This is a genomic window from Burkholderia sp. CpTa8-5 (genome assembly GCF_017815045.1).
Taxonomy (GTDB): domain Bacteria; phylum Pseudomonadota; class Gammaproteobacteria; order Burkholderiales; family Burkholderiaceae; genus Burkholderia; species Burkholderia sola.
The window spans coordinates 327,832-340,712 of the sequence record NZ_JAGIQD010000004.1 but is presented as its reverse complement, the minus strand read 5'-3'; the positions used below and the strand labels follow the sequence as shown (position 1 = coordinate 340,712).

The 12,881-nt window shown below is 67.8% G+C and carries 9 protein-coding genes and 1 pseudogene; 5 read left to right on the top strand and 5 right to left on the bottom strand.

All coding sequences use genetic code 11. The features are described 5' to 3' along the window. Positions 1 to 20: 20 nt before the first annotated feature. Together selD and J8I35_RS09525 are read right to left on the bottom strand one after the other, a co-directional pair. A complete protein-coding gene (gene selD, locus J8I35_RS09530) occupies positions 21 to 1,085 on the bottom strand; it encodes a selenide, water dikinase SelD (protein ID WP_124555310.1) in 1,065 nt (354 codons plus the stop codon). A gap of 145 nt (positions 1,086 to 1,230) precedes the next feature. Further along, the gene (locus tag J8I35_RS09525; protein ID WP_209925104.1) at positions 1,231 to 2,739 is read right to left on the bottom strand and encodes a PLP-dependent aminotransferase family protein; all 1,509 of its coding nucleotides are present in this window, start codon (positions 2,737 to 2,739) and stop codon (positions 1,231 to 1,233) included. A gap of 126 nt (positions 2,740 to 2,865) precedes the next feature. Between J8I35_RS09525 and J8I35_RS09520 the strand changes: the two genes are divergently transcribed. Both J8I35_RS09520 and gabD read left to right on the top strand, forming a co-directional pair. Further along, positions 2,866 to 4,149, top strand: a complete 1,284-nt coding sequence (locus J8I35_RS09520) for a 4-aminobutyrate--2-oxoglutarate transaminase (protein WP_209925102.1) — start codon at positions 2,866 to 2,868, stop codon at positions 4,147 to 4,149. Positions 4,150 to 4,239: 90 nt separating this feature from the next. Further along, a complete protein-coding gene (gabD, locus tag J8I35_RS09515) occupies positions 4,240 to 5,709 on the top strand; it encodes an NADP-dependent succinate-semialdehyde dehydrogenase (protein ID WP_124595385.1) in 1,470 nt (489 codons plus the stop codon). A 115-nt stretch (positions 5,710 to 5,824) separates the two neighbouring features. Here gabD and J8I35_RS09510 read toward each other — a convergent pair whose 3' ends face one another. Then, the gene (locus tag J8I35_RS09510; protein WP_089489812.1) at positions 5,825 to 7,369 is read right to left on the bottom strand and encodes a PAS domain-containing methyl-accepting chemotaxis protein; all 1,545 of its coding nucleotides are present in this window, start codon (positions 7,367 to 7,369) and stop codon (positions 5,825 to 5,827) included. A 411-nt stretch (positions 7,370 to 7,780) separates the two neighbouring features. After that, complete coding sequence (locus tag J8I35_RS09505) at positions 7,781 to 9,325, bottom strand: PAS domain-containing methyl-accepting chemotaxis protein (protein ID WP_060733345.1); 1,545 nt, start codon at positions 9,323 to 9,325, stop codon at positions 7,781 to 7,783. A gap of 311 nt (positions 9,326 to 9,636) precedes the next feature. Here J8I35_RS09505 and J8I35_RS34580 point away from each other — a divergent pair. Further along, a pseudogene (locus J8I35_RS34580) lies at positions 9,637 to 9,768 on the top strand (SAM-dependent methyltransferase); the annotation flags it as partial. Between the two features lie 83 nt (positions 9,769 to 9,851). Further along, a complete protein-coding gene (locus J8I35_RS09500) occupies positions 9,852 to 10,412 on the top strand; it encodes an N-acetyltransferase (RefSeq protein WP_204383908.1) in 561 nt (186 codons plus the stop codon). A 158-nt stretch (positions 10,413 to 10,570) separates the two neighbouring features. On the opposite strand, the gene pcaF is transcribed toward J8I35_RS09500, so the two are convergent. Then, complete coding sequence (gene pcaF, locus J8I35_RS09495) at positions 10,571 to 11,773, bottom strand: 3-oxoadipyl-CoA thiolase (protein WP_089489815.1); 1,203 nt, start codon at positions 11,771 to 11,773, stop codon at positions 10,571 to 10,573. A gap of 227 nt (positions 11,774 to 12,000) precedes the next feature. Here pcaF and J8I35_RS09490 point away from each other — a divergent pair, with 227 nt between their 5' ends. Then, positions 12,001 to 12,786 carry an IclR family transcriptional regulator gene (locus J8I35_RS09490; protein WP_050012439.1) on the top strand — a complete coding sequence of 262 codons (786 nt, stop codon included), beginning with the start codon at positions 12,001 to 12,003 and terminating at the stop codon, positions 12,784 to 12,786. Positions 12,787 to 12,881: the final 95 nt, after the last annotated feature.

The window sequence follows — 12,881 nt, the reverse complement described above, 5'->3', positions numbered from 1 at the left end:
CCAGCGTGAGAAAAACCGCGTCAAGCGACGTCGACGCGCGACGGCCCGTCCACCATCTCGCCGATCACGGCCGCGCGGTCGAAACCGTCGGCGCGGAAGCAGGCGAGCACGTCGTCGACGGCCTGGGGTGCGCACGCGACCAGCAGCCCGCCCGACGTCTGCGGATCGGTCAGCAGCGCCTGCGCGACGGGCGGCAGCCCGTCGGCGAGCCGCACGTCCGTGCCATACGCGGCCCAGTTGCGGCCCGACGCGCCGGTGAACACGCCGTCGGCAACGAACGTCTCGACGCCCGCGAGCCACGGCAGCGACGCGTAGTGCACGCGGGCGGTGAGCTGCGCGCCGCGCGCCAGTTCGAGCGTATGGCCGAGCAGCCCGAAGCCGGTGACGTCGGTCAGCGCATGCACGCCCGGCAACGCGGCGAGTTCGGCGCCCGGCCGGTTGAGCTTCGTTGTAGTCGCGACCATTTGCGCGTAACCGTCGGCATCGAGCTGGTTCTTCTTCAGCGCGGCCGACAGCACGCCGACGCCGAGCGGCTTGCCGAGCACGAGCACGTCGCCCGCGCGCGCGGCCGCGTTGCGCTTCACGCGCGACGGATGCACGACGCCGATCGCCGCGAGCCCGTAGATCGGCTCGACCGAATCGATCGAATGGCCGCCGGCGACCGGAATGCCGGCCTCCGCGCACACCGATTCGCCGCCGCGCAGCACGGCCGCGATCGTCTCGTGCGGCAGTACGTTGATCGGCATGCCGACCAGCGCGAGCGCGAGAATTGGCTTGCCGCCCATCGCATAGACGTCGGACAGCGCATTGGTGGCCGCGATACGGCCGAAGTCGAACGGATCGTCGACGATCGGCATGAAGAAATCGGTGGTGGCGACGATCGCCTGCTCGTCGTTGAGCCGGTAGACGGCCGCGTCGTCGGACGTCTCGGTGCCGACCAACAGATCGGGGAACAGCGCGGGCGGCGTCGCGCGCTTGAGCAGCTCGGACAGCACGCCCGGCGCGATCTTGCAGCCGCAGCCGCCCCCGTGCGACAGGCTCGTGAGGCGCGGAACGGCAGGCTGGGCTTGGGTGGCTTCGGTCATCGTCGGCATCCAGTGAATAACAACGTTCTATTATCGACAATTCGGCGCGAGCGCGCCCGATACGCACTCCACGTTGCGGAGAGAATCGCGCTTCGACCGGCCTTTGACGGAATCGCAACGCGTCGATATCGCTTGTGCTCACCCGTCAAGCCAGCGCAACGGCCCCGCCGAACGCCCGCTCGTCGATCGCCGCGGCAAGCGTCGCGAACGCGGTCGCGATCTCGTCTTCCGGCACGCACGCATAGCCGAGCAGCAATCCCGATGCAGCGCGCGAGCGATCCGCGTAATACCCGGACAGCGGCCGCACGACGATGTTGCGCTCGAGCGCCGCCTGCGCGACCGCGCGATCGTCGACGCCATCGGGCAATTGCGTGACCAGATGCAGCCCCGCGTCGCTGCCGAGCGCGTGCAGCGTATCGCCGTAGCGACGCGCGACCGCGTCGAGCAGCACCTCGCGGCGTTGCCCGTACAGCGTGCGCATCTTGCGGATATGCGACACGAAATGCCCTTCCGCGATGAATTCGGCGAGCACCGCCTGCTGCAGCAACTGCCCTTCGCGATACAGCTCGGCGCTCGCGGTCGCGAAACTCTCCGCGAGCGGCTCCGGCGCGACCAGATAACCGACCCGCAGCCCCGGAAACAGCGTCTTGCCGAAACTGCCGACGTAGATCACCTGCCCGGCCGTGTCGAGGCCCTGCAGCGACGCGAGCGGCCGGCTCCCATAGCGGAATTCGCTGTCGTAGTCGTCCTCGATGATCCAGCAGCCGTGCTGGCGCGCGTATTCGAGCAGCATCCGCCGCCGCGCAAGGCTCATCACCATCCCGAGCGGATACTGGTGCGACGGCGTGACGAGCATCAGCTTCGGCGGCTCGGCCAGATCGGCCGCCGACGGCGCGATGCCTTCGTCGTCGACCGGAATCGGCCGCGTGGTCAGCCCCGACACGTTGAGCACGCTGCGCACGCCCCAGTAGCACGGATCTTCGGTCCAGATCGCGTCGCCCGGGTCGGTCAGCAGGCGCACCGCGAGGTCGATCGACTGGTGGATGCCGGTCGTGATCACGATCTGCTCGGGCATGCAGCGCACCGAGCGCGACGTGCGCAGGTAGTCGGCCAGCGCCTCGCGCAGCAGCGCGAGCCCGCCGCCGGGCGCGTAGGTCAGCAGGTCCGGACGCAGACGGCGCCAGTACTTGTTGTGCAGCCGCGTCCACACGCGCGCCGGAAAGCGCGACACATCGGGCACGCCCGGCATGAACGCGCCGCCCTGGCGCTTCGACACGCCGGCGCCTTCGACGAGCCGCGTGCCGCGCGCGGACAGCCGCCGCGCGGACGGCGTCGCGACGGCCGGGCCGGCCGCCGCGTCGGACGGCGCGCCGACGATCTCGTCCGGCGCGCTGTCGGCGACGAAGGTGCCGCGGCCCGTCGCCGAGTTCACATAGCCTTCAAGCGCAAGCTGTTCGTAAACCTGCGTGACCGTGTTGCGCGCGATCCCGAGCTCGGCGGCCAGCAGCCGCGACGACGGCACGCGCGTGCCGGCCGGCAGTTCGCGCGACAGGATCGCCTGTTGCAGCAGGCGATGCAGCTGCCGGTAGATCGGCTGTTCGCCGCCGCGCACGAGGCGCTGCGCCAGCCAGTCCGACAACACGCTTGCGCGCATGATTGGCTCCTGAATATTTATTGAAATGGCTCTGATTGCCAGAGCCAAATGTGATTATAGTCGCCTCCATGGGCTGCCCAGGCGCCCGATTTCCTACCCACCGGACAGAACATCAAGGAGATGACCGTGAAGAATGCCGACCTGCAGGCCCGCAAGAACGCCGCCACCCCGCGCGGCGTCGGCGTGATGTGCGATTTCTACGCAGCCCGCGCCGAGAACGCGGAGCTGTGGGACGTCGAAGGCCGCCGCTTCATCGATTTCGCCGCCGGCATCGCGGTGCTGAACACGGGCCACCGCCACCCGAAGATCGTCAAGGCGATCGCCGATCAGCTGAACCACTTCACGCACACCGCCTACCAGATCGTCCCGTACGCGTCGTACGTCGAGCTGGCCGAGAAGATCAACGAGCGCGCGCCGGGCGACTTCCCGAAGAAGACCGCGTTCTTCACGACCGGCGCCGAAGCCGTCGAGAACGCGATCAAGATCGCGCGTGCGGCCACCGGCCGTCCGGGCGTGATCGCGTTCTCGGGCGGCTTCCACGGCCGCACGATGATGGGCATGGCGCTGACCGGCAAGGTCGCGCCGTACAAGCTGAACTTCGGCCCGTTCCCGGGCGACGTGTTCCACGCGCCGTACCCGAACGCCGTGCACGGCGTGACGACGGCCGACTCGATCAAGGCGATCGAGATGCTGTTCAAGGCCGACATCGATCCGAAGCGCGTCGCCGCGATCATCTTCGAACCGGTCCAGGGCGAAGGCGGCTTCAACCCGGCGCCGGCCGAATTCGTGCGCGCGCTGCGCAAGATCTGTAACGAACACGGCATCCTGCTGATCGCCGACGAAGTGCAGACGGGCTTCGCGCGTACCGGCAAGCTGTTCGCGATGCAGCACTACGACGTGCTGGCCGACCTGATCACGATGGCGAAGAGCCTCGCGGGCGGCATGCCGCTGTCGGGCGTCGTCGGTCGTGCGGACGTGATGGACGCAGCGGCTCCCGGCGGCCTCGGCGGCACCTACGCGGGCAACCCGCTGGCCGTCGCATCGGCGCACGCGGTGCTCGAGATCATCGACGAAGAGAAGCTGTGCGAGCGCGCGACGCAGTTCGGCGACGTGCTGAAGGCGAAGCTGAACGCGCTGCAGGCCGACGTGCCGCAGATCGCCGACGTGCGCGGCCCGGGCGCGATGATCGCGGTCGAATTCCTGAAGCCGGGTTCGGGCGAGCCGGATGCCGAATTCACGAAGCGCGTGCAGACGCGTGCGCTCGAGCGCGGCCTGCTGCTGCTCGTGTGCGGCGTGTACTCGAACGTCGTGCGCTTCCTGTTCCCGCTGACGATCCCGCAAGCCGTGTTCGACGAAGCGCTCGTGATCCTCGAGGAAGTGCTGAAGGAAACGGTCGGCGTGCCGGCCTGAGTGCCCGTCCGCTTCCACTGAATGCGCCGCCGCCGTCGTGAAGACGGCGGCGGCCGTTTTCATCCGTCCTTTTCATAGCAGGCGATTCATATGAGCACTGTTCAGGAAACCCTGGCACTGAAAGATCCGTCGCTGTTCCGCCAGCAGGCGTACATCAACGGCGAATGGCAAGGCGCAACGAACGGCGAGTCGTTCGAGGTCCGCAACCCGGCGACCGGCGGCCTGCTCGGCACCGTGCCGGCGATGGGCACGGCCGAGACGCGTCACGCGATCGAAGCCGCGAACGCCGCCTGGCCCGCGTGGCGCAAGAAGACCGCGAAGGAGCGCGCGACGATCCTGCGCAAGTGGCACGACCTGATGATGGAAAACGCCGACGACCTCGCGCTGATCCTGACGACCGAGCAAGGCAAGTCGCTCGCCGAAGCGAAGGGCGAGATCGGCTATGCGGCGTCGTTCCTCGAGTGGTTCGCGGAAGAAGGCAAGCGCGTGTACGGCGACACGATCCCGACGCCGGCGAGCGACAAGCGCATCGTCGTGACGAAGGAAGCGATCGGCGTGTGCGCGGCGATCACACCGTGGAATTTCCCGGCGGCGATGATCACGCGCAAGGTCGGCCCGGCGCTCGCCGCAGGCTGCCCGATCGTCGTGAAGCCGGCCGAAGCGACGCCGTTCTCGGCGCTCGCGATGGCCGTGCTGGCCGAGCGCGCGGGCGTGCCGGCCGGCGTGTTCAGCGTCGTCACGGGCGACCCGAAGGCGATCGGCGGCGAACTGACGTCGAACCCGATCGTGCGCAAGCTGTCGTTCACCGGCTCGACGCCGGTCGGCCGCCTGCTGATGTCGCAATGCGCGGCGACGGTCAAGAAGGTGTCGCTGGAGCTCGGCGGCAACGCGCCGTTCATCGTGTTCGACGACGCCGATCTCGATGCGGCCGTGCAGGGCGCGATCGCGTCGAAGTACCGCAACAGCGGCCAGACGTGCGTGTGCACGAACCGCTTCTACGTGCACGAAGCCGTGTACGACCAGTTCGCGCAGAAGCTCGCGGCGGCCGTCGGCCAGTTGAAGGTCGGCCGCGGCACGGAGCCGGGCGTCACGCAGGGCCCGCTGATCAACGAAGCGGCCGTGCTGAAGGTCGAGGCGCACATCGAGGACGCGCTCGCGAAGGGTGCGACCGTCGTGACGGGCGGCAAGCGCCATGCGCTCGGCCACGGCTTCTTCGAGCCGACCGTGCTGACGGGCGTCACGCCGGCGATGAAGGTCGCGAAGGAAGAGACGTTCGGGCCGCTCGCGCCGCTGTTCAAGTTCGGCAGCGACGACGAGGTGATCCGCCTCGCGAACGACACCGAGTTCGGCTTGGCCGCGTACTTCTACAGCCGCGACATCGGCCGCGTGTGGAAGGTGGCCGAAGCGCTCGAATACGGGATGGTCGGCGTGAACACGGGCCTGATCTCGAACGAAGTCGCGCCGTTCGGCGGCGTCAAGCAGTCGGGCCTCGGCCGCGAAGGCTCGCACTACGGCATCGACGACTACGTCGTGATCAAGTACCTCTGCCTCGCCGTCTGACGGTTCGGGGCCTGCCGCCTCGGCGACAGGCCCTGGCCGCCCGGCCGGAACCGGGCGGCCCGACGCGGGCCGGTATCCCTCTCCGCCGTGCCCGCGTCACCTTCCCCTCCCGCGATCAGCGGAACACGTTCACCGCCTCGACCAACCGCGTCGCCTGCTGCTTCAGGCTTTCCGACGCCGCCGTGCTCTGCTCGACGAGCGCCGCGTTCTGCTGCGTGATGTTGTCCAGATGCACGACTGCCTGGTCGACCTGCGCGACGCCCGTGCTCTGCTCGGCCGTCGACGAGCTGATCTCCGCAATGAGGTCCGACACGCGCTTCACCTGCGTGACGATGTCCTCCATCGTCTTGCCCGCGCCATCGACGATCCGCGCGCCCGACTCGACCCGCTCGACGCTCGCGCCGATCAGCGTCTTGATCTCCTTCGCCGCGTTCGCGCTGCGCTGCGCGAGCGCGCGCACTTCGCCGGCCACCACCGCGAAGCCTCGCCCCTGATCGCCCGCGCGCGCCGCCTCGACGGCCGCGTTCAACGCGAGAATGTTGGTCTGGAACGCGATGCCGTCGATCACGCCGATGATGTCCGCGATCTTGCGCGAGCTGTCGGTGATGTCGTTCATCGTCGCGACGACTTCGTTCACCGCCTGCCCGCCGCGCCCGGCCGCCTCGCTCGCGGAAACGGACAACTGATTCGCCTGCAGCGCCGTCTCCGCATTGCTCGACACGGTGGCCGTCATCTCGGCCATCGACGCGGCCGTCTGCTGCACGCTCGTCGACGCCTGCTCGGTGCGCGCGCTCAGATCGTTGTTGCCTTGCGCGATCTCGTTGCTCGCGCGCTGCACGTTCAACACCTGTTCGCTGACGTCGTCGACGAGCCAGCGGAACATCAACCCGAGCTGGTTGATCGTGCGCAGCGTCATGCCGATCTCGTCGACCCGGTTCATCCGCACGCCGCTGCGGCTCTCGCCGGTCGCCACGCGCAACGCCTCGTCGCGCAGTTGCCCCAGCGGCCGCACGATCTGCGCATCGAGCCACAGCCCGGCTGCCGCCGTCACGCCGACCGCCGCACCGGCAAACGCCGCGAACGCGCCGCCGGTCAACCCGGCCGCCCAGCCGGCGCCGACGACAGCCGGCGCGAGGACGCACAGCGTCGACACTAGCCGGGCCCGCACCGACATCGTCTGGAACAGCGACGCGACGCGCATCGCGCCCGTGCGCACGATCAATCCCTTGTGGAACCGGCGGCTGCCGGCCTTGCCTTCGCGGAAATCGCGATACAGCGCCTCGGCGGCCGCGATCTCATCGCGTGTCGCCTTCGTGCGCACCGACATGTAGCCCTTCGGCTGCCCGTTGCGCATCACCGGAATCGCGTTCGCGCGCACCCAGTAGTGATCGCCGTTCTTGCGGCGGTTCTTCACGAGCGCGGTCCACGGCTCGCCGCCCTTGAGCGTCGCCCACATGTCGGCGAACGCTTCCTTCGGCATGTCCGGATGCCGTACCACGTTGTGCGGCTGGCCCTCGATCTCCTCGGGAGAAAAACCGCTGACCTGGATGAACGCCGCGTTCGCGTACGTGATGTGGCTGTCGACGTCGGTCGTCGACATCAGCGTCGCATCATCGGCAAATTCGAATTCGCGTTGCGTGACAGGCTGGTTGTTGCGCATGGTGTGGAGCTCCGGGTGACGGATCTTGCGTCCGTTCGTCGATTGATTCGAGACTCCACGCATGGCGATCGATTCGCCTGCGTGTGAGTCGACTCCTGCGCTTTCGGCAAATTCCGCCAAAACATGATGCCGTACTCGGGTAAATATGCATTAAAGATGCATGATCGTGTTTTTGCCGAATGATTTGTTTATGGATAAACCAGAATGCGTGGCCGGACAACGGCCTGACGGCCATTCGCCCGATCGTTCGACGTAATGCGTTCGGCCCGATTTAGCGCGTAACGATAAAGTCGTAAATACGAATATTTCGCGTTTGGCGTCATTCGATTGAATTCGCCAATCCGAACATGTATCGTGCGCGACATGCCGGATTCATTGATCGAATCCGCACGTCGCGCACGCTTGCAACCCTCACCTGAACACGTTCACCGCATCGACGAGCCGCGTCGCCTGCTGCTTCAGGCTTTCCGACGCCGCCGTGCTCTGCTCGACGAGCGCCGCGTTCTGCTGCGTGATGTTGTCCAGATGCACGACTGCCTGGTCGACCTGCGCGACGCCCGTGCTCTGCTCGGCCGTCGACGAGCTGATCTCCGCAATCAGGTCCGACACGCGCTTCACCTGCGTGACGATGTCCTCCATCGTCTTGCCCGCGCCGTCGACGATCCGCGCACCCGACTCGACGCGCTCGACGCTCGCGCCGATCAGCGTCTTGATTTCCTTCGCCGCGTTCGCGCTGCGCTGCGCGAGCGCGCGCACTTCGCCGGCCACCACCGCGAAACCGCGCCCCTGTTCGCCCGCACGTGCGGCCTCGACCGCCGCGTTCAGCGCGAGGATGTTGGTCTGGAACGCGATGCCGTCGATCACGCCGATGATGTCGGCGATCCTGCGCGAGCTGTCGGTGATCTCGCTCATCGTCGCGACGACCTCGCTCACCGCCTGCCCGCCGCGCTCGGCCGCGCCGCTCGCGGAAACGGACAGCTGATTCGCCTGCAGCGCCGTCTCCGCGTTGCTCGATACGGTCGCCGTCATCTCGGCCATCGACGCGGCCGTCTGCTGCACGCTCGACGCGGCCTGTTCGGTGCGCGCGCTCAGGTCGCTGTTGCCTTGCGCGATCTCGTTGCTCGCGCGCTGCACGTTGTGCACCTGCTCGCTGACGTCGTCGACGAGCCAGCGGAACATCAGCCCGAGCTGGTTGATCGTGCGCAGCGTCATGCCGATCTCGTCGACGCGGTTCATCCGTACGCCGCGCCGGCTCTCGCCGGTCGCGACGTTCAGCGCCTGCTCGTGCAGCCGCTTCAGCGGTTGCACGATCTGCGCGTCGAGCCACCAGCCTGCCGCGACCGCCACGCCGGCCGTCACGCCGGCAAACGCCGCGAGCCCGCCGCCGGTGAGCCCGCAGGCCCACCCCGCGCCGACGACGGCCGGCGCCAGCACGCACAGTGCCGCATGAACGCGCGCACGCACCGACATCGTCTGCGGCAGCGACGCGACTCGCAGCAGCCCGGTGCGGATCACGAGCCCCTTGTGGAACCGGCGCCGGCCGGCCTTGCCGTCGCGAAACGCGCGATACAGCGCGTCCGCGGCCGTGCTCTCGTCGTGCGGCGCCTTCGTGCGCACCGACATATAGCCCTGCGGCGCGCCGTTGCGCATCACCGGAATCGCGTTCGCGCGCACCCAGTAGTGGTCGCCGTTCTTGCGGCGGTTCTTCACGAGCGCGGTCCACGGCTCGCCGCGCCGCAGCGTCGCCCACATGTCGGCGAACGCCTCCTTCGGCATGTCCGGGTGACGGACCACGTTGTGCGGCTGGCCGACGAGCTCCTCGGTCGAGAAGCCGCTCACTTGCGCGAACGTCGTGTTGGCGTAGGTGATGATGCTGTCGGCATCGGTCGTCGACATCAGCGTGACGTCGTCGGGAAAATCGAATTCCTGTTGGGTAACGGGCTGGTTGTTGCGCATGCAAGGCTCCGAAAGGCGGATCTGTCGTCCGCGCCGCGCTGAAATCGCGCTCAGTAGCCGAAAAACGGTTGTTCGCTTTACGACACTCTCGTCCTTACTGTCGGCAATTCACCGGCAAACCTTAATTTCGATGCGAATAAAACGGGCAATCCGGCCATTACCATGATTCAGATCAAATAATCCGCCGATAATCCCCGCGCACGTTTATCTGTCGGTCACGAAGCGCCGAACGACATTGGCAATGCCGGCCGCTGTTGCGTGCAGCGAAACGATTGGCCTATCCTGCTCCATTCCACTGGAATTCGAATTCGATGAAAAAGGCATTGCATGAGCTGAATCGGCTGTCCTGGAATACCGCGACGGCCGCGCATGAGCGCCATCAACGCGATCAGGCCGCGTTTTTCCGGAATGGCGGCGCCACGCGGTTTCCGGGACAACGCGAACCGGACGGCTATCGGATGGCGCCGCCCGACCGCATGCCGCGCCTGCCGCCGACGGGTACGATCTCCGCGCACCGGAGGGCCGCATGACGCGCCGCACCGCCGCCGAACGCGACGCGCTGTCGGCCCGCCCGCTTGCGCGCGACGACGTACCGCTCGTATGGACCATCGACCGGCGCGAAATCATCGAACACCTGTACGTGCTGCGCGACGGCACGCTGCATCTCGTGCCCGAGTTCTACGACGTGGCCGGCTGGCCCGACGGCGAAGCCGATCACTACACGCCGATCCTGCTCGACTGCCACGACCGCGGCGGCTGGTTTCTCGGCAGGTTCGACGGCGCGCGGCTGGTCGCGGCGGCGGTCGTCGACAGCCGGCGGCTCGGCCCGCAACGCGACATGCTGCAGCTGAAGTTCCTGCACGTGAGCCACGACTGGCGCGGCTGCGGGCTCGGCGAACAGCTCTACCGCACGGCCCGCGCGCAGGCGCGTGCAATGGGCGCCGAGCGGCTGTACGTATCGGCCACGCCGTCGCAGCGCACGATCGACTTCTACCTGCGGCTCGGCTTCACGGTCAGCGCGTCGCCCGATCCCGAGCTTTACGCGCTCGAGCCCGACGACATTCATCTGGAAGGGCCGATGGCCTGACGGCTGGCACGCGGATGGCGGCGCGCGCTTCAAGCAACTGTCGCGGGCCGGTGGTTAACGACGAAGGGCGGCGCGAGATGTCTCGTGCCGCCCCTCGTAGGGGAAACAACGCAGCAGCAAAGCGGCGCGTATCCGGCCGCTTCACCGCATCACGCCGCTCACACGCGTTCGATCGCGATCGCGATGCCCTGGCCAACGCCGATGCACATCGTGCACAGCGCAAAGCGGCCGTTCGTACGATGCAACTGGTACATCGCGGTCGTCACGAGGCGCGCACCCGATGCGCCGAGCGGGTGGCCGAGCGCGATCGCGCCGCCGTTCGGGTTCACGCGCGGATCGTCGTCGGCGACGCCGAGCATGCGCAGCACCGCAAGACCTTGCGACGCAAATGCCTCGTTCAGCTCGATCACGTCGAACTGGTCGATCGTCATCCCGAGTCGGGCGAGCAGCTTCTGCGTGGCCGGCGCGGGGCCGATGCCCATCACGCGCGGCGCGACGCCGGCCGTCGCGATCCCCAGCACGCGGGCGCGCGGCGTCAGGCCGAAGCGCCTCGCGGTTGCCTCGTTCGCGAGCAGCAGCGCGGCGGCGCCGTCGTTCACGCCCGACGCGTTGCCGGCCGTGACCGAGCCGTCCGGGCGCACGACGCCCTTCAGCTTCGCGAGCGTCTCGAGCGACGTTTCGCGCGGATGCTCGTCGCGCGACACGACCAGCGGATCGCCCTTCTTCTGCGCAATCGTGACCGACACGATTTCTTCGGCGAGCGTGCCGTCCTGCTGCGCGCGTGCGGCCTTCTGCTGGCTGCGCAGCGCGAACAGGTCCTGATCCGCGCGGCTGACGTTGTAGTCGACCGCGACGTTCTCGGCGGTCTCCGGCATCGAATCGACGCCATGCAGCTGTTTCATCAGCGGATTGACGAAGCGCCAGCCGATCGTCGTGTCGTAGATGTCGGCCTGGCGCGCGAACGCGCTCGCGGCCTTGCCCATCACGAACGGCGCGCGCGTCATGCTCTCGACGCCACCCGCGACCATCAGCGCGGCTTCGCCCGACTTGATCGCGCGCGCGGCCACGCCGACCGCATCCATCCCCGACCCGCACAGGCGGTTGATCGTCGAACCCGGCACGCCTTCCGGCAAGCCCGCGAGCAGCGCCGACATGCGCGCGACGTTGCGATTATCCTCGCCGGCCTGGTTCGCGCAGCCGTAGATCACGTCGTCGATCGCCGTCCAGTCGACGTCGCGGTTGCGCTCGACGAGCGCCTTGAGCGGCACCGCGCCCAGATCGTCGGCGCGCACGCCGGATAGTGCACCGCCGTAACGCCCGATCGGCGTACGGATCGCATCACATAGAAAAGCTTCGGTCATCAGTGTCTCCGGTCCCACGGAAGGCTGGGAAATGAACAGGGCGCGCCCCTTGCATTGCCCGCCGGGATGCGCTTAAATGTTCTATATACGAACATAAGATCGTGTATCGAACGTTCAACGCATCATAGGGAGTGCGGGGACGACCTGTCAAGCGCGCGGTCCGCCGGGCGGTTGGCGTGTCAGGCCCCATGCGCTATCTTCTCGGCTGCACGACAAACCAACCGTTCATGACAACCGAAGACATCCAGAAACCCGGCGACTCCTATGTGCAGTCGTTCGCGCGCGGCCTCGCGGTGATCCGCGCGTTCGACGCGACGCGCCCGGAGCAGACGCTCACCGAGGTCGCGTCGGCCACCGGCCTCACGCGCGCGGGCGCACGCCGGATCCTGCTCACGCTGCAGACGCTCGGCTACGTCGAGGCCGACGGCCGGCTGTTCCGGCTCACGCCGAAGATCCTCGAGCTCGGCTTCGCGTATCTCACGTCGATGCCGTTCTGGAATCTCGCCGATCCGGTGATGGAGCAGCTGTCCGCACAGATCCACGAAAGCTGCTCGGCCGCGGTGCTCGATCGCACCGAGATCGTCTACGTGCTGCGCGTGCCGACCCGCAAGATCATGACGATCAACCTGTCGATCGGCAGCCGGCTGCCCGCGTACTGCACGTCGATGGGCCGCGTGCTGCTGTCCGCGCTCGACGACGCGGCGCTCGACGAAACGCTCGCGCAGAGCGGCATCCGCGCGCACACGCCGCGCACGATCACCGACCTCGGCGAGCTGAAGGCGGCGATCGCTCAGGCGCGCCAGCAGGGCTGGGCCGTGGTCGACCAGGAACTCGAAGTGGGGCTGATGTCGCTGTCCGCGCCGATCCGCAACCGGCGCGGGCAGATCATCGCCGCGATGAACATCAGCGGCAACGCGCAGCGGCATACCGCGAAGCAGATGGTGAAGGAGTTTCTCGGGCCGCTGCAGCAGGCCGCGCAGACGGTGTCGGAACTGGTCGCGCGGCGCGGGTGAGCGGTTACTTCGCTCGCGGGACCGGCACGACGGTCATTCGCGGATCGCGCGGATAAAAAGACGGGCGGCATGGGCCGCCCGCTCAACTCTCTGAC

Bases quoted from the DNA above. Each gene is read 5' to 3' on its own strand.
- selD (WP_124555310.1), bottom strand. From the start codon at position 1,085: ATGACCGAAGCCACCCAAGCCCAGCCTGCCGTTCCGCGCCTCACGAGC.
- J8I35_RS09525 (WP_209925104.1), bottom strand. From the start codon at position 2,739: ATGCGCGCAAGCGTGTTGTCGGACTGGCTGGCGCAGCGCCTCGTGCGC.
- gabD (WP_124595385.1), top strand. From the start codon at position 4,240: ATGAGCACTGTTCAGGAAACCCTGGCACTGAAAGATCCGTCGCTGTTC.
- J8I35_RS09510 (WP_089489812.1), bottom strand. From the start codon at position 7,369: ATGCGCAACAACCAGCCTGTCACGCAACGCGAATTCGAATTTGCCGAT.
- J8I35_RS09505 (WP_060733345.1), bottom strand. From the start codon at position 9,325: ATGCGCAACAACCAGCCCGTTACCCAACAGGAATTCGATTTTCCCGAC.
- J8I35_RS09500 (WP_204383908.1), top strand. From the start codon at position 9,852: ATGACGCGCCGCACCGCCGCCGAACGCGACGCGCTGTCGGCCCGCCCG.
- pcaF (WP_089489815.1), bottom strand. From the start codon at position 11,773: ATGACCGAAGCTTTTCTATGTGATGCGATCCGTACGCCGATCGGGCGT.
- J8I35_RS09490 (WP_050012439.1), top strand. From the start codon at position 12,001: ATGACAACCGAAGACATCCAGAAACCCGGCGACTCCTATGTGCAGTCG.